This window comes from Ornithinicoccus sp., from assembly GCF_057176825.1.
In genome coordinates this window covers 2,339,645-2,361,089 of sequence record NZ_CM169976.1, presented here as the reverse complement: position 1 = coordinate 2,361,089, position 21,445 = coordinate 2,339,645, and the positions used below count along the sequence as shown (strand labels likewise).

At 67.9% G+C, this 21,445-nt stretch carries 17 protein-coding genes and 4 pseudogenes; 1 reads left to right on the top strand and 20 read right to left on the bottom strand.

Going from position 1 to position 21,445, the window contains the following annotated elements; genetic code table 11:
- Window positions 1–5: 5 nt before the first annotated feature.
- From AC1QRC_RS11790 to AC1QRC_RS11770, 5 genes are all read right to left on the bottom strand, one after another.
- On the bottom strand, window positions 6–632 hold the full coding sequence (locus AC1QRC_RS11790; RefSeq protein WP_484203492.1) for a nitroreductase family protein: 627 nt from the start codon (window positions 630–632) through the stop codon (window positions 6–8).
- Window positions 633–1,332: 700 nt separating this feature from the next.
- Window positions 1,333–2,406 (bottom strand): lantibiotic dehydratase C-terminal domain-containing protein, encoded by a 1,074-nt coding sequence (locus tag AC1QRC_RS11785; RefSeq protein ID WP_484203491.1) that lies wholly within the window; start codon window positions 2,404–2,406, stop codon window positions 1,333–1,335.
- A 14-nt stretch (window positions 2,407–2,420) separates the two neighbouring features.
- Window positions 2,421–3,263 carry a lantibiotic dehydratase C-terminal domain-containing protein gene (locus AC1QRC_RS11780; protein ID WP_484206629.1) on the bottom strand — a complete coding sequence of 281 codons (843 nt, stop codon included), beginning with the start codon at window positions 3,261–3,263 and terminating at the stop codon, window positions 2,421–2,423.
- 2 nt (window positions 3,264–3,265) lie between these two features.
- The gene (locus tag AC1QRC_RS11775; protein ID WP_484203490.1) at window positions 3,266–4,072 is read right to left on the bottom strand and encodes a hypothetical protein; all 807 of its coding nucleotides are present in this window, start codon (window positions 4,070–4,072) and stop codon (window positions 3,266–3,268) included.
- Window positions 4,073–5,756: 1,684 nt separating this feature from the next.
- Complete coding sequence (locus AC1QRC_RS11770) at window positions 5,757–5,966, bottom strand: thiomuracin/GE37468 family thiazolyl RiPP peptide (RefSeq protein ID WP_484203489.1); 210 nt, start codon at window positions 5,964–5,966, stop codon at window positions 5,757–5,759.
- A gap of 263 nt (window positions 5,967–6,229) precedes the next feature.
- Here AC1QRC_RS11770 and AC1QRC_RS11765 point away from each other — a divergent pair, with 263 nt between their 5' ends.
- The gene (locus AC1QRC_RS11765) at window positions 6,230–6,745 is read left to right on the top strand and encodes a transposase (protein ID WP_484203488.1); all 516 of its coding nucleotides are present in this window, start codon (window positions 6,230–6,232) and stop codon (window positions 6,743–6,745) included.
- Here AC1QRC_RS11765 and AC1QRC_RS11760 read toward each other — a convergent pair.
- The 15 genes and pseudogenes from AC1QRC_RS11760 to AC1QRC_RS11690 form a co-directional block, all read right to left on the bottom strand.
- Window positions 6,718–7,785, bottom strand: a complete 1,068-nt coding sequence (locus AC1QRC_RS11760; RefSeq protein WP_484203487.1) for an IS110 family RNA-guided transposase — start codon at window positions 7,783–7,785, stop codon at window positions 6,718–6,720. The genes AC1QRC_RS11765 and AC1QRC_RS11760 overlap by 28 nt on opposite strands.
- A 309-nt stretch (window positions 7,786–8,094) precedes the next feature.
- A pseudogene (locus AC1QRC_RS11755) lies at window positions 8,095–8,473 on the bottom strand (ATP-binding protein); the annotation flags it as partial.
- Window positions 8,470–8,853, bottom strand: a complete 384-nt coding sequence (locus AC1QRC_RS11750) for a Mu transposase domain-containing protein (protein ID WP_484203486.1) — start codon at window positions 8,851–8,853, stop codon at window positions 8,470–8,472. The gene AC1QRC_RS11750 and the pseudogene AC1QRC_RS11755, both read right to left, overlap by 4 nt.
- Window positions 8,854–9,357: 504 nt before the next feature.
- On the bottom strand, window positions 9,358–9,696 hold the full coding sequence (locus AC1QRC_RS11745; protein ID WP_484203485.1) for a helix-turn-helix domain-containing protein: 339 nt from the start codon (window positions 9,694–9,696) through the stop codon (window positions 9,358–9,360).
- Between the two features lie 714 nt (window positions 9,697–10,410).
- Window positions 10,411–10,995: pseudogene (locus AC1QRC_RS11740) on the bottom strand (phosphopantothenoylcysteine decarboxylase domain-containing protein); the annotation flags it as partial.
- Window positions 10,996–11,187: 192 nt separating this feature from the next.
- A pseudogene (locus AC1QRC_RS11735) lies at window positions 11,188–11,688 on the bottom strand (flavoprotein); the annotation flags it as partial.
- Window positions 11,689–11,743: 55 nt separating this feature from the next.
- Window positions 11,744–12,010: a DNA-directed RNA polymerase subunit omega gene (gene rpoZ, locus AC1QRC_RS11730; protein ID WP_484203484.1), complete on the bottom strand. Its 267-nt coding sequence runs from the start codon at window positions 12,008–12,010 to the stop codon at window positions 11,744–11,746.
- Window positions 12,007–12,648 (bottom strand): guanylate kinase, encoded by a 642-nt coding sequence (gene gmk, locus AC1QRC_RS11725; RefSeq protein ID WP_484203483.1) that lies wholly within the window; start codon window positions 12,646–12,648, stop codon window positions 12,007–12,009. Before gmk ends, rpoZ begins: the two co-directional genes overlap by 4 nt.
- Before the next feature lie 11 nt (window positions 12,649–12,659).
- Complete coding sequence (gene mihF, locus AC1QRC_RS11720; protein WP_484203482.1) at window positions 12,660–12,977, bottom strand: integration host factor, actinobacterial type; 318 nt, start codon at window positions 12,975–12,977, stop codon at window positions 12,660–12,662.
- Between the two features lie 122 nt (window positions 12,978–13,099).
- Window positions 13,100–13,945, bottom strand: a complete 846-nt coding sequence (pyrF, locus tag AC1QRC_RS11715) for an orotidine-5'-phosphate decarboxylase (protein WP_484203481.1) — start codon at window positions 13,943–13,945, stop codon at window positions 13,100–13,102.
- Complete coding sequence (locus tag AC1QRC_RS11710) at window positions 13,942–14,820, bottom strand: nitronate monooxygenase (RefSeq protein WP_484203480.1); 879 nt, start codon at window positions 14,818–14,820, stop codon at window positions 13,942–13,944. The genes pyrF and AC1QRC_RS11710 overlap by 4 nt, the downstream gene beginning before the upstream one ends.
- Window positions 14,817–15,614 carry an iron-sulfur cluster-binding protein gene (locus tag AC1QRC_RS11705; RefSeq protein ID WP_484203479.1) on the bottom strand — a complete coding sequence of 266 codons (798 nt, stop codon included), beginning with the start codon at window positions 15,612–15,614 and terminating at the stop codon, window positions 14,817–14,819. Before AC1QRC_RS11705 ends, AC1QRC_RS11710 begins: the two co-directional genes overlap by 4 nt.
- Window positions 15,611–19,017: pseudogene (gene carB, locus AC1QRC_RS11700) on the bottom strand (carbamoyl-phosphate synthase large subunit). The gene AC1QRC_RS11705 and the pseudogene carB overlap by 4 nt, the downstream one beginning before the upstream one ends.
- Entirely contained in the window at window positions 19,004–20,146 is a 1,143-nt protein-coding gene (gene carA, locus AC1QRC_RS11695) for a glutamine-hydrolyzing carbamoyl-phosphate synthase small subunit (protein ID WP_484203478.1), read from the bottom strand. The pseudogene carB and the gene carA overlap by 14 nt, the downstream one beginning before the upstream one ends.
- Window positions 20,143–21,441, bottom strand: a complete 1,299-nt coding sequence (locus AC1QRC_RS11690) for a dihydroorotase (protein ID WP_484206628.1) — start codon at window positions 21,439–21,441, stop codon at window positions 20,143–20,145. Before AC1QRC_RS11690 ends, carA begins: the two co-directional genes overlap by 4 nt.
- Window positions 21,442–21,445: the final 4 nt, after the last annotated feature.

Here is a 21,445-nt window from a genome sequence, read left to right as displayed (position 1 = left end):
CTTTCTCACAACGCTCCTCCGACAGACAACTCGCCCAATGCTTCGAAGTAGGAGTATTCTTCAGGCAAAGCGCGACGCAGAGCATCCCCGCTTCCTGAGCCGACCCCAGAAACACCCACACCCTTCGCCGCCGCGACCAAATAGACAGCTTCCATCATTGCCCCCACCTCTTTCAGCATGGTTACATACGGTATGCCCGTATACTTTGCGCTATACAGGCGGTAGTCACCACCAAACACCAACATCGCCGATGGCAGCTCGCTATCCATACTCCTAGATGCGCTCTTTAGGATTGAGAGCGCAGCTAGGCTGGGCTCCGAAATTCTCACTAGCTTTCCGCGGAAGGCATCCCAGCCATACACGCCGGGCAGCAGGCCGACAACATTGCGCGCCACCAAGAATGATTCAATCCCGTAGAATCCCCCTCCGCTAGGATAAGCCGCCCTGATCCGCCGGCCAGTATCATCGTCGACGAGCTCCTTTCGGAGTGCAGCGAGGAGAATGCCGAGGATATCACTGGCGTGAACGGCGTCATCGCCATCCTGCGGCCTTGTTGATCTTCGACGGTCCATGATGCGGCCAAGAGCCCGCACATCATCGCTGACTTCGCCGGACTCCTCGACATCGACCACCATAAGGTCGTCGCGCAGACTTATGTCTCGACGGCCCTGCAGCTTCGAAATGTCTCCATAAAAACCACGCGGTAGTCTCGAACCCCAAGCGTACCTACTTCTATCGTGAAGGACCCCATCGGCCAACTGCCAGGGCCAATTGTCACCGAAGGACCTGTCGTTGCAGTCCTTGGCACACCGTGCTAGGCCGCACCGCACCAGGTCCGCGACGAGCAGGACTCCCAATCGGTCTTCCCGATCCGTCACGGGTAGGGATCCTGCACCCCAACGGAGTCGTTCGAGCACACGATGAATATCAGGTGTTTCCAACCGCAAATGCCCGGCCGATCCCGGTCGCCAAAGATTGCTGAACCCAGAGTGCACCTCAGCGATCACGTTGTCAAAGAGTGTTGCCTGCTCGGGCGTTACCATCGAACCACACTCGCAGGCTGACTCCCGGTGAGGAAACACAACGTACTCAACACCTGATGCAGTGACAACTCTGGAATCCAACCAGCCTTGCAGACGGAGCCGGCGCGCGTTCTCCGCTCCGACAGTCGAGACCCAATTGTCCCATTCCCGGAACCCGGACAAACACTCGATATCTGCCACGGTAAGTTCATGTATGGTGAACTCCCGGTACTCGCAAATAAGGGTGATGCCGGTGCGACCCGGCCGGCCCTCCACTCCACTTCGCAACGAGAACTGCTCTCGGATCACTTCATGCATTCGGCCACTCCCAGGTTCGCATCTCTCTTATGCGTTCAATCGCCCTCTGCCCTGTCACCCGCTCGCCCGTCCGAGAAAGCAGGTAGGCCAAATAGTACCGATCTTGGGGCTGAAGACCCAAGCGAGTCAAGTTCAGGTACACGAGGTTCAGCAGGAATCGCAGGGCCTGGAAGTCTTCGGATTGGCCCACGCGTCGCCACCACGAGTCGTCCGAAAGCAAGCGAGAATGAAAATCACTCATTGGTAGCGTCTTCGGCGCAGGCCCCTCGCCTGACAAATGGGCCGGCCGGTTGCCGCCGTGGATACGCACGTGACTCTGAACGGCCTTCACTAGCGGCACCCCACCAACGTCGCGAACGAGGGGGGAACTTATTCCTCCCACACGGCTGACGGCACGATCACGTAGTTTTGATTCGTTCGCGGCGAAACGCTTTTCCCAGCGCTCTCTTATTGAACCCTGGTGATCCTCTCGAAACAAGAATCCTTCTGCGTGTGAAGTGTAACTTGGAAAGACGTCCAGGAGTCCTCGAATGGACGCAATATTCGCCACGTCTATAAGCGCCTCCAGTGCGACTTGTAATCTATCATTCCGACTCGGCTGGGTTCGCAGAATCTCGATCACATGAGGATCCGTCTTCTCGAGATACCATGCCTGAAGTTCTTCATGCTGTTTGTTTCCATGCACGTGAAGCCGCTGATCGTATTCTCGCGCATGAACGGTCAGATCCGGACGCCACTCGAGTTTGCCTCTAATTGCTTCCGCTTCCGTCAAAGCGGCCTCTAGCTTGAGTCTATCGCTATTCGCTCTGGCCACCGGGCTTGAGGCGTCGAAAATCGGTTGAACAAGGTGTTGCATCGCCTCGACAAGTACGGCGCCCTCGCCGTGTGGTGTCAACTGACCTTCGCCATCCCGACGGAGGTGCACCCCGACATGATTCCCCCTGAGCCACGAGCGAGTAAAATAGCCTGCAACACCGCGGCGAGAACAGTCAGAATAGAAGGCCGAGACTGGCCCAACAATTATCTCGTCCAGGCTTCCTGCATGCCGGTGAATCTCAAGCGACATCGAGTATCCTCCCATCACGACCTGCTCTCCAAGACACCCCTGAGTTCCGACTCTATTGCCAGTCGAACGCCCAGCCGATTAGCGGCCATGTGCACGCAATTGTACGTCAAGCGGTCGTGGTACCGAACCGGAGTGGCGCGAAGGAGCGCCTCCAAGCTGTCGGCCCATAAAACCAGTTCATCGGATGCCCCTTCAGCCTCAGGTTCGCGCTTCCACGTAGCTATCGAAACGTTGACTACCTTGGCGACAGCGTCTCGAGTGAGCCACGAATCGCTCGATCTCTTGGCTGTAAGACTGCCGCCAAGTCCCGCCAGTTCCTTTGGTTGCACTCCCCGGAGCAAAGCCGCGACAAGGAGAATCGCCAACAGACGGACTTCACGCCCCTCTGGAGATGAGCGGGACACAATCGCGGACGCGAACCGGCTGCAGTTCACGAAGTGCTCCTCAACCCAACCATGGTAGGAGGCGCCCGCGTAGAAGCGACCTTCCGGCTGATACTGATACTCCTCGACCGTGCCTGGCTGCCGGAGGCGGGTCTCGAAGCTATGCATCCCTTCCCGCCGAGCGTGCTCTGCTGACCGTCTCAGGTACGACTTGATCTCTTGGTCGCTAGACCACGCACGTCCGACTCCGATCTCCAGGCCCTCAAGGGACTTCCGCACGGAAGATTTCACCACAGTAGCTGGGTCGAGTCTCACGCGCAGATGTAAGCCACCCTCCCAATGGCGGATGAACCACCACCGCCAGTCATCTTTGCGGCCGATGTCCTCGAGGGTACAGATGAGGGTGTCAGGGTCCTCCCCGCGGGGACCATAGAAGACGCGGAACTCATACCAGTCGCCAGCGGACAGCTTCATACTCACGGCACCTCCAACGCGATCTCCGACACGAAATCTCGGTGGCCATAGTCGGAGATGGCCGGATTTACACTCTCTATGAGCACAGAACCCCTGGTACTTCGCACTTCCTGAGCGAACACAGCTACCGACACGGGGGACGCGAAGTCTAGGAGGAGGGGTTTTCGTTGCTTGCGCGGGCTGTGACGCTCTTCGACAGCCTCGAGCATACGATACATGCAGAATCGGGGCAGGGCGAAAACACTTTGTAAATCAGCGAGCAACGTGAACTGATCAGAGTCCGCCGCGGCACAAATGGGCTCCAAGATCTTACGCTGAACTATCCATCCAGCCCTACGAAGCACCATTAGCTCACCGAGTTTGATTTCGGGAAGGTAAGTGACGCCGTCGCTCAACTCCTCGCGCCCGAGCGTACGAAGGGTCCACCAGGGAGCAAATCCAGGATACTGGCCCCCTATAGCTACGGCAAGCCGTTGAAAAGGTGGCAGCATTTCCATCGCTACGCGTGATACCGCAGCTGGCGTCACCTCGACGCCGCTGCCACGCTCGCAAACTACAAAGCTCTCCATCGCTTCGTTGTAGACAAGGTCCAGGCTACCTGCCGCAACTTCGTTCTCGAGGGGCACGAGGCTGTCACTACCCACAGTAAAGCGTCGCCTCCCAGAGAATGCGCTAATGCCGAATCCCCCAAGCGCGTGGGAAAGGGGAGCGACTTCAAGGACGTCACGCAACGAGTCATTTGTCGTCGGCGGTTCCACAGCTCCGCCGGTCACATAACTCATTCGAGCTTGGAAGGATCCGAAGCCCACGTACACGCTATTGAGAACAGTATGGTCAATGTGTTCACGTGTCCCAGAACGCCCGATAACCTGGAGGTGACACTCGATCGCCCCGGGACGGTATACAGATCGCAACTCTGAGAGCTTCTGACGCAACTCTTCAGGATCCAGACTCAAAACGCTCGTGCCGTCAGGGGCACTGCGCCGCTGAGCTAGGCCGTCGATCGAAGTGACGACACTCGACCTTCGTCGAAGCTCCCGGCTAACGTTCGGATGTTCCTTCTCCGCTCTTGACCCGGCCACTGGTCGTCGACTTAAGATGCACTCGAACACGGATCCGATAGAACTACCAGTTCTAATTTCCGCACGCATCTCCTGCCACACTCGAGTCAATGGGGAGTTCTCGCGTTCACACCCCCGCCAGTCCGTTAGCGCTGCCTGCATGAGTCTGCCAGGTCCCGTCAATTCTATCAGCGGCAGAAGGACCTTCAATAGGTTCACTTGATCCTGCCAGAATGCGCCATTTCCTCTTCCCAGAACGGGCAGGCTAACCGCTGGCTCCTCCGTCACTGACGGTGGTGGTGTAATGAGGCCTTCATCTCGCTGCTTGCTACCCGAGACTTTGCTGGAATGCTGCGGCTCCGTGATGATCCGCTTTAGCCCGAGAGACGAAGCAATGTCCGCTGAACGGGTGCGAGGAGTTCCTTCCTCGCGCGAGAATTCGACACCTTCCCACCACTGGCTCACGGGAAGCCGGACGCAGGGGTCCTCCAGTAGGCCAAGCCGCTTCAAGTCTGCAGCGACACCAGTGGGGAGGACGGATTCCGGTAGGGGGCGACAGACAGTGTCCGCGGCCCTCAACCACGATCCCAAAATGTCTGGCAAGTGATTAGGAGCCGCCATAAGGCGGGAGTCACTTCCCTCGTCGACGATCCAGCAGCGGCCCAGCCACGTGGCGAGTGTAGGATTCAGCCGCAGTTCCGACTGTGCGGTCATCCTTGTCGCAACTGGCAAGAATCCAGGCGGCGGCACAGGAACAAACGCCTGATACCGTGCTGCATCAGTATCCAATGACAATTGCGCTTCTGCGTGCTGCATGATCACTGGCCCGACCACGCCGAACGTCGCGAGTGGGCTCGTTTTGACAGAAGCTCGGGTCAAGTATTTGTAGAACGTCCTAACGAGCCGATTCACTGCTGTCGGGGCGCTCAGCGATGAGTCGAATTCGGATGCCAGTTTGGCGTTCGCCCGTTTCACAGAATGCAAGAATGCTGGGTCGGAGCACCTCTGGCGAAGCCTCTGGATTTCCCTTTGGAGTTCGGCGGTGTATTCTGCTTGGAACTGAGCGAGCATTTTGTCATATTGATCGCGGCTAGTTGCGTATGCGCCGAGCCATCTCTCTGCCCGAGGTCCGAGTGAATCTGTCGACTCATTCCATGGCTCAGGAATGGCTCTGTAGTTGTAGGCAGCGCGGCGCAGGTTTAAGAGCGAGGCCCTGGACTCGCCAGACGGAGCCTGCGCAACTTCCCCAGTCAGAAATTCGGACAAGTCTTTTCCGACTTGCACTGACTCCGCCTTCATCACTTCAAGGTTCTTGGCCAGTTCCAGCAACCGAGTATCGCTCGCTAGAATGCCCACGCGACACGGAAACCAAGGTGTGCGCGCAAAGGCCGAGAGTGCAGAAACTGCGCTCTCGGCCTTTGCTACTGTGCTTTCAGAACTGCTCACTGAGCGGCAAGCCCGTGGGCTGGTTGCTCTGGCTGCACGATGCACAGCTACAGTTGGCGATCTGAGTGTCCGTAACCGATGCGCCGTTCTCTGCCATAGCATGAGCGGGCGTCAGGCTCTCAAGTGCAGGGCCGTCCGCGATCATTTCGAACTCGTCGAGCGCCAACTCGCTCGTGTTGGTGTCTTTGCTGGTCATGGCTATCACTGCCTTTCCTCTGGAGATCCAACATGAGTGCTTTGCACGTTACTGCACGCTCGGCCGTTCGTCAATGCGGCCCGTCCTACTCAGGTGATGTGCACGTTCCATGACTATCTGGCGAGAGGAGCAAGAGACGTTAGCCCGGATCGTTCACGACTCGGCGGCGTGATTGGCGCGTTGAAACACCGAAGTGCTCCCTGAGCAGGGAAGACTTGGACTTGTCTAAGGTCCCAGGTCGCCCAGCAGGAAGCACTCGGTAAGTGAAGCGTACGTCGTGGTCGTCCGGTCTGTCCGTTACCTCCGATGGTGTCGGCGTGGTGGCCCACGCGGGCAGTGTCGCAACCCGGCTTCTGGCCGACCGGGTCGGCCTGACGAGCGAACTGTCCAAGGCGATGGTGCGCCGCAACTTCTACCCCGGTCACGACCGCGGCAGGGTGCTGAGCGACGTCGCGGTGATGCTGGCCGATGGTGGTGAGGCGATCGCCGACATCGACGTGCTGGCACACCAGTCCAGCGTGCTCGGTCCGGTCGCGTCGCCACCCACGGTGTGGCGCACGCTGGATGAGGTCACGCCTGGTCGGTTGAAGAAGATCCAGACCGCTCGGGCGCGAGTCCGCCGCCACGTGTGGTCCCAGCTGCCCGGCGGTGTGCCGGCCAGCAAGGTTGCTGGAACCGACCTGCGCGATGACCTGATTGTCCTCGATGTCGACGCCACGATCGTGGTCACTCACAGATGCTTCTATGTCTGTCAAGCGGCCAGTGAGAGTTCTCTTTGAGCCGCCGCGTGTGACTCCAAGTGCCGGTAGATCTGGCGGGCGATCGCGCGCTTGAGGCAGCGTTTGATCTCTCGGGGTGTCTTGCCTTCCTGGGTCCGTCGGGCGGCGTAGGCCTTGGTCGCCGGATGATGCTGGAGTCGTGAGAGCGCCACAGTGTGCAGTGCTCTGTTGAGCTGTCGGTCGCCGGCGCGGTTGAGCCGGTGCCGCACGGTGTTTCCGCTGCTGGCCGGAATGGGTGCTGCACCGGCGAGGGAGGCGAACGCGGCCTCGTTGCGGACCCGGCGGGCGTGGGACCAGGAGATGATGAACTGGGCCGCGGTGACCGGGCCGACGCCTGGAAGGTCCAGCAGGGAGGGGCAGATCGTCATCACGAGTTCCTCGATGTCGCTTTCGTGCTCGGCGGCCTCGGCCTCGAGGAACAACGCGCGTCGAGCAACGGCGCGGATGGCTCGGATCGTGGTGCGGTGCTCGACCGACTGCGCCGGAGAGGTCCGCAGGCGGGAGCAGCGCTCGAGCTGCTCGTCGGTGGTGCCGCGGCGCAGTTGATCTCGCAGCGCCTGCGGGGCGTTGACGATGAGCGCCTTGAGCTGGCCGATCGCCTTGGTGCGGCTCACCACGGCGCCCTGCCGAGCGGTGAGCAGCACCCTCAGCGCCTCGCGGTCGCCCCGGGCACGCGGCGCCGCCAGGTGTTCACGCGAGAGCGCCTCGCGGGCGGCGCGGACGGCGTCGAGCTCGTCGCTCTTGGCGCCGTTGCGACGGGCCGGCCGCGAGGGTCGGTCGATCTCGACGACCCACTCACCCCGCTCGAGCAGGAACGTTGTCAGCCCCGAGCCGTAGCTGCCGGTGCCCTCGATCGCCCAGACCCGCCGGCCCGACGCGTGCTTGGTGGCGAAGGCGTAAGTGCGCTTGTACCCCATGGCGTCGGTGGGGCACTGCAGGTCGTCGACGACGCCGCCTGTGGCGGCCTCGACGATGGCAGCGGTGTTGGTGTCGCGGTGGGTGTCCACGCCGATGACGTAGTCCACCTGGCCTGCGAGCATGGGTTGCACGGTGCTCTCCTTCGAGGATGGGTGCCGATGTCGGCACCGGTCTGGGTGCGGTCACCGCGCGGCAGGACTGTGATGAGGCACGACATCTGTCGGCCAGGCTTCTGATCAGGCCAGCGGTCGGTGGGCCAGGCCGGTGCCGGCGACCACGACGACAAATCCAACGCGAAGGCGCGACCCAAGCACGGGCCGGCCAGTGAGTCATTCGGGTCAGTCATGGTCACCGGCACCGACTCTGGCAGACGGACCGCAGCTGAGGCCTCGGACCGCCCGCGGCGCTCATGGCGTGAGCGCTTGACACGGAGTCTCACAGTGTGTCTTGCCCGTGCCCGGCGGGCCCAGGAGGACGACGTTGCGGTGCTCGGTCAGCCAGGCCCCGGAGGCCAGGGCCTGCACGGGGGTGCGGGCGGCGGGCTGGTGCTCGAAGTCGAAGTCGTCCAGGGTCTTGGCAGCGGCCAGCCCGGCGGCGCGGATGCGCAGCTGGGCGCCGGAGGCGTTGCGGGCGGCGACTTCGCGTTCCAGGACCGCGGCCAGGTAGTCCTCGTGGGTCCACCCGGCTGTCGCGGGCGTGCTCGGCCAGCCGGGTAGCGGACTCGGTGATCCGGGGTGCCTTGAGCGCGGCAGCCAGGTGAGTGATGGTCTTGATCGTCTCGGCTGCCGGGGCTGTCTTGGTGGTGCTCACAGCTGCCCTCCTGCCTGGACGTCCAGGCCGAAGGCCCGGTCGTAGTCGCCCAGGTCGCGGAACAGGTCCTGGCTCTGATCGGGAACCTCGCCCCCCTGGTCCCGCCCCTGGTAGGCGCGGCGCAGGGCCGCAGCTGCTTCGACGTGGGCCGGGTCGGTCACCGTCATCCCGCGGGCCCACCTGCGTGGGTGCTCGGCGACCAGCCGGCCGCCGTGCCGGACACGGACCATCTCCAGGTCAGCGGCCACGTCGACCCGGCCGCCGATCGCGGCAGGGTGCACCGAGTAGTCGCTGGTGTCGATACGCACGTAATAGTCCCGGCCGAGGCGGACGTGGTTGCGCCAGCCCAGGTGCAGCAGCGCCGGTGGCAGGGGCAGCATCGTTGTCCTTGTCCGCGGCGAGCAGGTCCACCGGACGGGCCTTGATGGTGCGTACCGTCCGGGCTGTTCGCGGTGATCCAGCCAGGTCGGCGAACTGGTCGTTGAAGTCGGCTGGTGATTCGAAGTGCCGCCCTGGCATGAACGAGGTCTCGAAGAAGCCGTTGCCTCGCTCGACCACTCCCTTGGACTCCGGGTCCCGCGGTGGCAGCAGCACCATCTTGGTGGCCAGAGTCACCGGAGAACACGGCGGTCGGTTCGGTCAACTTCTTGCCCCGCCCGATGCCGGGTTCGTTGTCCCAGATCAGGCGGCGCGGTACCCGTCCCAGCTGGGCCAGCAGCAGCCATATGCCCAGCAGCAGGTCCTCACACTTGCGGGTGGGGATCATCCTGGCCAGGATGAACCGGGAGAACGCCAGGGTCATCACCAGCACCGGCAGCAACGCCCTGGACCCGTCCTCCAGCAGGATCTTGCGCGGCGGGAACCACAGGTCGCACTGGGCCGCGTCAGCCGACCGACCAGGTCAACCGGTCCGCCGGATCGATCGGCCGGTGGTCGACCCGCACCCGGTTCACGTTGTCCCTAAACCACCGGATCGACCCGGTCCACCCGACCCGCTCAGCGACCACCGTCGCCGGCATATCCGGAACCTCTGCCAGCAGCGCCCGAACCCGCGCCTCGTACGGCGTGAAGGACGTCGGTCCGCTCTTTCGCTCGTACTTCGGCGGCCCCGCCGAGGCGACCGCCTTGGCGACCGTGGTCCGTGAGATCCCCAGCTCCCTGGCGATCGCTGCCTTCGGCTTGCCGTCAGCAGCCAGCCTCCTGATCAGTGCCCAATCTTCCATCGTGATCACTCCCTAATCGTGGTAGAGGTGACCAGTCTTCGAGCGCCGTACCTGACCAGTTTTCAAGCGCCGCTGACAGGCGGAGCGGGACGATGCGCCACCGCGAATGCTTGGTCGGACTGTGCGTGGCGCCACATTGAGGTGGACCACATGTCGCTCGTAGCGCTGCCACAGGGGGCTGAGATCCACCGCTGACGTCCCAAAGGGGGGTGTAGGTCTCGCTCCGGCCCGTGCGCGTTGGTGGGAGGCTTGTGGCCGAGCCGTCGGCCGATGAACACCATGGCCTCCAGAGGCGATGACGTCTAGTCCTAGATCGTGCCCCGGCCGGCGGGTAGGTCGCCCGTCGAGTGCTGATGGGGTGTCGTGCCCCGCCCTGATTTGTGGGGGTGGTGAGGACTGATCCATGAGGTCGCTCTACCTGGGGGGTCCTCGGCTTACAGAAGGCACTTGTGCTCGACCCCTCTTGGCCGGGCGTCAACCGCCTCACCTGGTCTAGGGGTTGAGGCGACCGGGGTCGCCTCATACCGCCTAGCCCCACCTCGCCGAACGGACGCCTCATCCGAACTCGACAGTCACCGCAGTGGCATCACCGTTCGATCCCGTCCCAAGTCGCCTGCCCGAATCGCGTGTCGGGTGGGAGAAGTTTCAGGAAGGCCTCCCTCCCTGAGGGGCCCAGTCCAGGTGATTGGACTGGATGAATAGCCAAGGGCACGATCAGATTTGTGAGAGCAAGTCGGCCACCTCGTCCCACAGCGCCGCGGCCACGACGGACTTGTCCGCCGGTCCCACCGTGCGCACCTCGTCGCGGTCGGGCCGCAGCAGGTGGACGGTGCTCTCGTCCTGGCCGAAGGTCAGCTCCCGGCCGACCTCGTTGGCGACCAGCAGGTCGCACCCCTTCCGGGCGAGTTTGTCCCTGGCCAGGCCGATCACGTCCCCCGAGGCGTCGCCGGTCTCCGCGGCGAAGCCGACGATCACCGGGTGCGTGGCCGGCCCCCGGTCCTGCACCAGCCCGGCGAGGATGTCCGGGTTGCGCACCAGCTCGACGACCGGGGCCTCCGGTGCCCCCGGCTCGTGCGACTTCTTGATCTTGGCCTGCTCGTAGTGCTTGGGCCGGAAGTCGGCGACCGCCGCCGTCATCACCACGACGTCCGCGCCGGCCACGGCAGCGGTGACCGCCTGCTGGAGGTCCAGGGCGGTCTCGACCGGCGTCACCTCCACCCCCGGCGGCGCCGGGAGGTCGACGTTCGCCGCGACCAGGCGCACCGTGGCGCCGCGCTCGGCCGCGACCCGCGCCACGGCATACCCCTGCTTTGCCGGAGGAGCGGTTGCCCAGGAACCGGACGGGGTCCAGCGGCTCCCGGGTGCCACCGGCGGAGACCACCACGGTGCGCCCCGCCAGGTCCTGTGGCACCTCTGGCGGACTCCGCACCCGGCGGCGTCGTCGTCGCGGGTCCCCCCGGAGGCCGCCGACTCGACCACGCGCAGGCACTCGGCAAAGATGTCGGACGGCTCGGGTAGGCGTCCCGGGCCGGTGTCGGTGCCGGTGAGCCGCCCGGAGGCCGGCTCGATCACGTGCACCCCCCGCTCGCGGAGCGTGGCGACGTTGGCGACCGTGGCCGGGTGCAGCCACATCTCGGTGTGCATGGCGGGCGCCAGCACCACCGGGCAGCGGGCCGTCAACAGGGTGTTGGTGAGCAGGTCGTCCGCCAGCCCGTGGGCGGCCCTGGCGAGCAGGTCGGCGGTCGCGGGCGCCACCACCACGAGGTCGGCCTGCTGTCCCAGCCGCACGTGCGGCACCTCGTGGACCTCCTCGAACACGTCCTCGGCGACCGGCCGCCCGGACAGGGCGGCCCACGTCGCGGCGCCCACGAACTGCAGCGCCGCCCGCGTCGGGACGACGGTCACCTCGTGTCCGCTCTCGGTGAAGTGGCGCAGGAGACCACACGCCTTGTAGGCGGCGATCCCCCCACTCACTCCCAGCACGACCCGCATGCGACGACTCCTGGCGTCTCGGTGTCCGGGGTGGGGGTGCGTCAGGGCCGGGGCCTCAGGCCTTCTCGACCTCGGACAGGTGCAGCTTGCCCTGGTCGACTTCCTGCAGCGCGATGGACAGCGCCTTGTCGGTCACGTCCGACTCCACGAGCGGGCCGACGTACTCCAGCAGGCCCTCGGACAGCTGGGAGTAGTAGGCGTTGATCTGCCGGGCACGCTTGGCGGCGTAGATCACCAGGGCGTACTTGGAGTCAGCGCGCTCCAGCAGGCTGTCGATGGGCGGGTTGGTGATGCCGTCGGGGTTGGCGATGGTGCCGATCACGTCGTGTGTTTCCTCACGGGTAGTCCGGTCGTGTGGGGGTCAACCATCAATGATACGAGTTCGGAGGCCGCTCTGGCGACCTGGTCGTTCACGATGGTCGTGTCGAACTCGGCCACGGCGGCCAGTTCGGTGCGAGCGGTGGCCAGGCGCGCCTCCCGTTCCTCCTCGCTCTCGGTGCCGCGGCCGACCAGCCGATCCACCAGCTCCTCCCACGAGGGAGGTGCCAGGAAGACGAACAGCGCCTCCGGCATCCGTGCCCGCACCTGGCGCGCCCCCTGCAGGTCGATCTCCAGCAGCGCGGGCCGGCCCGCCTCAAGCGCCTCGAGCACCGGCGTCCGGGGCGTGGCGTACTTGGCCCTGCCGTGCACCACGGCCCACTCCAGGAACTCCCCCGCAGCCCGCATCCGCTCGAACTCGGCGTCGTCCACGAAGTGGTAGTGGACCCCGTCCACCTCGCCGGGTCGTGGGGGCCGGGTCGTCATCGAGACGGACAGCCACACCTCCGGGTGGTGGGCCCGGACGTGGGCCGCCACCGTCCCCTTCCCGACCGCGGTCGGCCCCGCCAATACCACGAGGCGGCGGGTCGGCTGCGGCCCCTGCCCCGCGTCGGCCCCGTTCCCCTGCGCGGGGTCGGTCACCACGGGGGCCGTCAGGCCTGGCTGAAGCGTTCGAGCAGCTTCTGCGCCTGGTTGGCCCCAAGCCCCCGCACCCGCCGGCTCTCGGAGATGCCGACCTCCTCCATGATCTGGCGGGCCCGGACCCGCCCGACCCCTGGCATCGACTCCAGCAGGGCCGAGACCTTCATCTTGCCGATGACGTCATTGTCCTTGCCCTCCGCGATCACCTCGGCGAGCGAGCCCTGGGCGTTCTTCAGGCGGTTCTTGACGGCCGCCCGCTCACGGCGCGCTGCCGCCGCCTTGGCGAGAGCCTCGGCACGCTGCTCGGGTGTCAGCTGGGGAAGAGCCACGGTCAAACTCCTTGGTCGCTTCGTCTGGTCGGGGTGCGCGCACCGGCCCCCCTGGGGTCGGAACGCTAGCAGCGAACTTATCCACTAGGTCCGCAGGCTGCCAACCCGAGCTCGCAAGTCGGTCAGTCCCCCAGTGCAGTCGACAGGTCGGCGGTCCACCTGTCGACGGCCTCCCGCAGGGCGGACACGTGCGGGCCCTCCTGCAGCAGAGCGCGACTCACTGGGACCAGCAGCCGCCGCCGGGCCTCCCCGAAGGACTCGCGCAGATCCTCGGGGCGCGCGCCCTGGGCCCCGATCCCCGGCGTCAGCAGCACCCCGTTGGCGCCCGCGAGGTCCAACCCGAGGCGCCGCGCCTCGGGGCCGACCGTGGCCCCCACCACCAGGCCCACGTGCCCGACCGGGCGCGCCCCTTCGTTGTCGGCCGCCGCCGCGCTCACGATCCGGGCCGCCACGGCCGGCTCCCCCTGGTGCTGCACCTGGGCACCCTCGGGGTTGGAGGTCAGGGCGAGCACGAAGACCCCGCGACCGGTCTCCGCGGCCAACCGCACCGCGGGTGCCAGCGAGCCGTAGCCCAGGTAGGGGCTGACCGTCACCGCGTCCGCGGCCATGGGGGCTCCGTCCGCCAGATAGGCCTGGGCGTAGCCGTCCATCGTCGAGCCGATGTCGCCACGCTTGGCGTCCAGGACCGACAGGGTCCCGCTGCCCCGCAAACGGGTCAGGGCGTCCTCGAGCACCTGCACGCCCGCGGCCCCGTGACGCTCGTAGAAGGCCGCCTGGGGCTTCACCGCCGCGACCCGGCCCACCACCGCGTCCAGGACCGTGTCGGTGAAGGACCGCAGTCCCTCCGGTGCGTCCGGCAGGCCCCACTGCGCCAGCAGCGCGGGGTGCGGGTCCAGTCCCACGCACAACGGGCCGCTGCGGGCCATGGCCTCGGTGATCCGGACGCCGAACGGGTGCTGCTGCGTCATCCTGTCTCCTCCTGGTGGGGGTGGCCCTCGCCCTGGTGGCGGGCGACGGCGTCGGTGATGTGCCAGAGGGCCCCGGGGTCGCCCAGCAGTGCCGTCCCGACCTGGACGCCGTGCGCACCCAGCCGGAGCACCGTGCTGGCGGTCGTGGCATCGTGCACCCCGCCCCCGGCGACGATCGGGACCCGAGGGACCCGACCCTGCTCCATGGCCGCGACCATCCGGGAGACCGCGCCCGCGGTGACCCGGGCGACCGCAGGGCCGGCGAGACGGGTCCCCGCCGGGTGGGCCGCGACGGTCCCGCTCAGGACCAGCGCAGCCGCGCCGCCGGCGACCGAGGACCGGGCCGTGGCCACGGGGTCGGCGCAGTCCAGCCCGATCTTGGCCAGCAGCGGAAGGTCGCGCGGGAGCAGCTCGCGCAGCCGGGCCATGAGCCGGAGACACTCCTGCTCGTCGTCCTGGAACCCGCCGCGCCGACCGTCCCGCGCCAGGTCAGCCGCGGCCAGGTCCACCTCGACCGCACACACGGTGTCGAAGTCGAGACCGCGGCGCAGGCGGGTCACCACGTCGGCGACCTCGGGGACGCTGCCGCCCCGCACGGCACACACGGTGGGCAGGTCGCGGGCGGCCAGCCAGGGTAGGTGCTCGGTCACGACGGTCCGCACCGGGAGCACCGGCGCGGGCGTGTGCAGCAGTCCACCGGGGACCTGCTCGAGCGCCACCGGGTCGGGTGTCGCGGCGACCGGGTTGCCCACCGGCCCCAGGAGCACGGCGTCCAGCCGGGCCAGGTCGCCGCACCGGGCCAGCTCCGGGCCGGTGCCGCCGCACCCCGCGGCAGCCGTCACCCGCGGGACCCCCGCGCCGCGCCAGGACCTCATGACACGCTCCCGGAGGGCGGCAGCAGGAGCTCACCGGCGAGCACGGGTCCGACGGTGCAGGGTCGGACGGCGACCGGGGTCCCCGCCCCGTTCGCCGGGTGCACGTGGACGGTGCACGCCCCGCACAGCCCGACACCGCAGACCGGTGCCTCCGTCCCGGCGTCGAAGGCGGCCACCTGGCTCACCACCCCCGCCGCCGCGGCAGCCGTGGCTGCGGCGCGGACGACGCCGGCGGGCCCCACGGCATACACCACCCCTACGCCGTGCCGGCCCACCAGGTCTGCCACCAGGGCCCCCACGTCCTCCCCCTCGGTGAGGACCACCCCGGCCGCCCCGCGGCGCACCGGCGCCGGGTCCAGGTGGCGCCCCTGATCCCGCGCGGTGAGCACCGCGTGCACAGGAGCCCCGCGTGCCGCCAGCAGCCCGGTCAGCCACCGCGCCGGTCCCTGGGCGAGCTCGTGACCCACGACCACGGACGGGACCGGCTGCGTGGGCAGCGCGAATCCCCGGCCCAGCGGACCGGTCAGACGCACCCGGTCCCCCGGCACCAGCTCGGCGGGCGGCAGGACCACCTCAAGGGTCGTCGGGTGCCCGGCACCCCCATGCGCCCCCGTCAGCCACCAGGTGCGCGGCAGCACCCGGCCGCCGCCCGGCTCGGGCGGGACCAGGACGAACTGGCCCGGCCGCGCCGGCTGGGGCGGCCCGGGGACGGTCAGCGCGACCAACTGGAAGGCGCCATCCAGCCGGGTCGAGACGACCTCGGCCTCCCGGGGGCCCGCCACCGCCGTGTTCACGGCGTGCCGGTGCCCCGGTCGCTCTCGCCCGGTCCGCTCGCCGCGGCCTCGGGTGCCCGGCCGTAGAGGTCGAGCCGGGCCGCGTGCTCCTGGAGGGAGGCGACCCGGAGCCGGCCGGTCTGCGTGGCCTCGATCCCGAGGACCGCCGCACCGACCTGCTGCACCGTCGTGATGATCGGGCGGTCCAGGCTCGTGGTGGCGGCCCGGATCGCATAGCCGTCGGCCCGGGCATCCCGACCGGACGGCGTGTTGATCACCATGTCGATCCGTCCGTCGGTGATCAGCTCCACGATGGTGGGCTCGCCATCAGCACCCGCACCCTGGCTGTGCTTGCGCACCACCTGGGCGGGGATGCCGTTGCGCCGCAGCACGTCGGCGGTGCCCGCGGTCGCCACCAGGGTGAACCCGAGGTCCACCAGGCGCTTCACCGGGAAGATCATGGAGCGCTTGTCCCGGTTGGCGACGGAAACGAAGACGGTGCCCGAGGTCGGCAGCGCGGTGCCGGCGCGCAGCTGGCTCTTGGCGAACGCCGTGCCGAAGTCCTGGTCGATGCCCATCACCTCACCGGTCGAGCGCATCTCCGGGCCGAGGATCGAGTCCACGGCCTGACCGGTGGTGGTCCGGAACCTGCGGAACGGCAGGATCGCCTCCTTGACCGACACGGGGGCGTGCGCCGGCAGCAGGGCACCGTCGGTGTCGCCGGGGGGCAACAGCCCCTCCTCCCGCAACTGCGCCACGGTCGCGCCCAGCATCACCCGGGCCGCGGCCCTGGCCAGGGGCACACCGGTCGCCTTCGCCACGAACGGCACCGTCCGGCTGGCCCGCGGGTTGGCCTCCAGGACGTACAGGACGTCCTGGGCCAGGGCGAACTGGACGTTGATCAGGCCGCGGACCCCGATAGCCTCGGCCAGCAGGCGGGTCGCCTCCCGGACCCGCGACATCTCCTCCCGGCCCAAGGTGACCGGCGGGAGCACGCAGGCGGAGTCCCCGGAGTGGATGCCGGCCTCCTCGATGTGCTCCATCACCCCACCGAGATAGAGGTCGCGCCCGTCATAGAGCCCGTCCACGTCGATCTCGATGGCGTCGTCCAGGAACCGGTCGACCAGCACCGGGTGCTCCGGCGCCGCGTCGGTGGCCCGGGAGACGTAGCGCTCCAGAGCCTCGTCGTCGTAGACGATCTCCATCCCCCGACCGCCGAGCACGTAGCTGGGTCGCACCAGGACTGGGTAGCCGATCTCGTGCGCGACCGCGAGGGCCTCCTCGGTGCTGTAAGCCGTGCCGTGGCGCGGTGCCGTCAGACCCGTGTCCGCGAGCACCCTGCCGAAGGCGCCCCGGTCCTCGGCCAGGTGGATCGCCTCCGGAGAGGTGCCGACCACGGGCACCCCCTCGGCCTTGAGCGCGGCCGCCAGCCCCAGGGGCGTCTGCCCGCCCAGCTGCACGATCACCCCCGCGACCGGACCGGCCTGCCGCTCGGCATACACCACCTCGAGCACGTCCTCCAGGGTCAGCGGCTCGAAGTAGAGCCGGCTGGAGGTGTCGTAGTCGGTGGACACCGTCTCGGGGTTGCAGTTCACCATCACCGTGTCGAAGCCGGCCTCGCGCAGCGCCAGCGAGGCGTGCACGCAGGAGTAGTCGAACTCGATGCCCTGTCCGATCCGGTTCGGGCCCGAGCCCAGGATCAGCACGGCCGGCCGGTCCCGCGGGGCGACCTCGGTCTCGGTGTCGTAACTGGAGTAGTGGTAGGGCGTGCGGGCGGGGAACTCACCGGCACAGGTGTCGACCGTCTTGAACACGGGGCGCACCCCGAGCGCGTGCCGCAACCCCCGGACGACCGGCTCGGCCATGCCGGTGATCTCGGCGACCTGCGCGTCCGAGAACCCGTGCCGCTTGGCACGCCGCAACAGTTCCGGCGCCAGCTGGCCGGTCGCCCCCGAGGTGGCCTCCACCAGTTCCGCGGCCAACTGGTTGATCAGCACGATCTGGTCCAGGAACCACGGGTCGATCCCGGTCGCCCCGTGCACCTCCTCGACCGACAGCCCGCCGCGCAGCGCCTGCTGCACCAGCACGAGCCGGCCGTCGGTCGGCGTCCGGGCCTGCTCCAGCAGCGCCCGGGCCATCCCCTCGGTCGGCTGCTCGTCGGGGCGCCAGTGGAAGGAGGACCCCTTGCGCTCGACCGAGCGCAAGGCCTTCTGCAGTGCCTCGGTGAAGTTGCGCCCGATCGACATGGCCTCGCCCACCGACTTCATCGTCGTGGTCAGCGTCGGGTCGGCCGCCGGGAACTTCTCGAACGCGAACCGCGGCACCTTGACCACCACGTAGTCCAGCGTGGGCTCGAAGGCCGATGAATACCGGGGGAACCCGGGGGGCGGAGCCCCCCGGGTGAGGTGATGTCGTTGGGCACCTCGTCGAGGGTGTAGCCCAGCGCCATCTTGGCGGCGATCTTGGCGATCGGGAAGCCGGTGGCCTTGGAGGCCAGCGCCGAGGAACGGGATACCCGGGGGTTCATCTCGATGACGATGACCCGGCCGTCCTGGGGGTTGACCGCGAACTGGATGTTGCACCCGCCGGTGTCGACCCCGACCTCGCGGATCACGGCGATGCCGATGTCCCGCAGCCGCTGGTACTCCCGGTCGGTGAGCGTCATCGCCGGCGCCACCGTGATGGAGTCGCCGGTGTGCACGCCCATCGGGTCGAGGTTCTCGATGGAGCAGACCACGACCACGTTGTCCGCACGGTCGCGCATCACCTCCAGCTCGTACTCCTTCCACCCCAGGATCGACTCCTCCAGGAGCACCTCGGTGGTCGGGCTGTCCTGCAGGCCGGCACCGGCGATGAGACGCAGCCCGGCCTCGTCGTGGGCGAAGCCGGACCCCAACCCGCCCATGGTGAAGGAGGGACGCACGACGAGGGGGTAACCCAGCTCCTCGGCCGCGGCCAGACACTCCTCCATGCTGTGGCAGATGCGGCTCGCCGCGACCTCGGCGCCGCACCGCTCGACGACGCCCTTGAAGGCCTGCCGGTCCTCGCCGAGCTCGATCGCCTGGACGTTGGCCCCGATCAACGGGCAGCCGTAGCGCTCCAGGACGCCCGACTCGTGCAGCGCGATGGCGGTGTTCAGTGCCGTCTGCCCGCCCAGCGTCGCCAGCACCGCGTCCGGGCGCTCCTTGGCGATGATCGCCTCGACGACCTCGGGGGTGATCGGCTCCACGTAGGTGGCATCGGCCACCTCCGGGTCGGTCATGATGGTGGCCGGGTTGGAGTTGACCAGGACGACCCTGATCCCCTCCTCCCGCAGCACCCGGCAAGCCTGCGTGCCGGAGTAGTCGAACTCGGCCGCCTGCCCGATGACGATCGGGCCGGAGCCGATCACCAGGACGCTGGCGATGTCCTCACGCCTGGGCATCTGCACCTGCTCTCTGCTGCATCAGATCGGTGAACCGGTCGAAGAGGTAGGCCGCGTCGTGCGGACCGGCGGCCGCCTCCGGGTGGTACTGCACCGAGAACGCCGGGGCGTCCAGGCACTCCAGTCCCTCGACGACGTCGTCGTTCAGGGCGATGTGGGACACCCGCACCCGCCCGTATGCCGTGTCCGCCGGCTCGTCGGTGGCGTGCGGCCACTCGACGGCGAAGCCGTGGTTGTGGCTGGTCACCTCGACCTTGCCGGTCGCCCGGTCCAGCACCGGCTGGTTGATCCCGCGGTGGCCGAACGGCAGCTTGTAGGTGCCCAGGCCCAGCGCCCGGCCCAGCAGCTGGTTGCCGAAGCAGATGCCGAAGAACGGGATCCCGGCCTCCAGCACCCGGCGCAGCACCGCGACCTCGGAGTCCGCGGTGGCGGGGTCCCCGGGGCCGTTGGAGAAGAAGACCCCGTCCGGGGCGAGCTGCTCGATCTGCTCGAACGTCGTCGTGGCCGGCAGCACGTGCACCTCGATGCCCTGCTCGGCCATGAGCGCGGGCGTCGTGCCCTTGATGCCCAGGTCCAGCGCCGCCACGGTGAACCGGCGCTCCCCGACCGGCTGCACGACATACGGCTCGGTGGTGGAGACCTCGGCGGCGAGCGCCGCCCCGGTCATCACCGGCGCGTCGTGCACCCGGGCGAGCAACTGCTCGGGGGTCTCCCCGGCGGCCGGGCCGGAGAAGATGCCCGCCCGCATGGCGCCCTTGTCGCGGATGTGGCGGGTGAGGGCACGCGTGTCGACGCCGCTGATCCCGACCACGCCGTGGTCGGCCAGCGCGGTCTGCAGGTCCCCCTGGGACCGCCAGTTGGAGGGGCGGATCGCGGGGTCGCGCACGACGAACCCGGCCACCCAGATCCGCTGGCTCTCCATGTCGGTCGCGTTGACGCCGGTGTTGCCGATGTGCGGCGCGGTCATCACCACCACCTGGCGGTGGTAGGAGGGGTCGGTGAGGGTCTCCTGGTAGCCGGTCATGCCGGTGCAGAAGACGGCCTCCCCGACCGTCTCACCGACCGCGCCGTAGGCCTCGCCCGGGAACGTGCGGCCGTCCTCGAGCACGAGCACCGCCGGGGCGCTCACGCGTCCGCTCCCCAGACCAGGCCCTCGCGGGCGGTGACCCGGCCGCGCAGGATGGTCATGTGCACGCCACCGGTCAGCTCGTGGCCGTGCCAGGGGTTGTTGCGCGACAGCGACTTGGACGTGGCCGCGTCGACGGTGACCGTACGCGCCGGGTCGACCAGGGTGACGTTGGCGGGTGCTCCGACCGTGAGGCCCTGGCCCTGGCTGTCCAGCCGGGCGATCCGGGCCGGGGCGGTGGACATCGTGCGGGCCACGTCGGCCCAGGACATCCGGCCCTCGCCGACCATGACGGAGCTGACGACCGACAGGGCCGTCTCCAGCCCCAGCATCCCGAACGCCGCATCGACGAACGCGTGCTCCTTGTCCTGGCGCACGTGGGGGGCGTGGTCGGTGGCGACGATGTCGATCGTCCCGTCGGCCAGGCCAGCCCGCAGCGCCTCGACGTCCTCCGCGGGGCGCAGCGGCGGGTTGACCTTGTAGACCGGGTCGTAGGAGCTGAGCAGGTCCGTGGTCAGCACCAGGTGGTGCGGCGTGACCTCGGCGGTCACGTCGATCCCCTGCGCCTTGGCCCAGCGGACCACCTCGACGCTGCCGGCGGTCGAGACGTGGGCGATGTGCACCCGAGACCCGGTGTGCCGGGCCAGCATGACATCGCGGGCCACGATCGACTCCTCGGCCACGCCGGGCCAGCCGGGCAGGCCGAGGCGGCCGGACAGCTCGCCCTCGTGGCAGCAGGCGGTCGGCCCGGCCAGCGACGGGTCCTGCGCGTGCTGGCTGACCACGCCGTCGAAGGCCTTGACGTACTCCAGGGCCCGGCGCATCAGCCGGGCGTCGTGCACGCACTTGCCGTCGTCGGAGAACACCCGGACCTTCGCGCGCGAGCGGGCCATCAGCCCCAGTTCGGCCAGCTCCTGCCCGGCCAGTCCCTTGGAGACCGCCCCGACCGGGTGGACGTCGACGTAGCCGGCGCGCCCGCCGAGGTCGACGATCCGTTCGGCCGCCTCGGCCGTGTCGGTGACCGGGCTGGTGTTGGCCATCGCGAACACCGCGGTGTAGCCGCCCGCGGCGGCCGCCTGCGATCCGGTGTCGATCGTCTCCGCGTCCTCCCGCCCCGGCTCGCGCAGGTGGGTGTGCAGGTCGACCAGGCCGGGCAGGGCGATCATGCCGTCGCCGTGGTAGCGCTGGGCGTCCGAGGGCGCCTGGTCCGCGGCGTCCGGGCCGGTCGCCGCGATCCTGCCGTCGACGAGCAGCAGGTCGCCGACGCCCTCCCCGAGCAGGTCGGCTCCGACAATCAGCAGG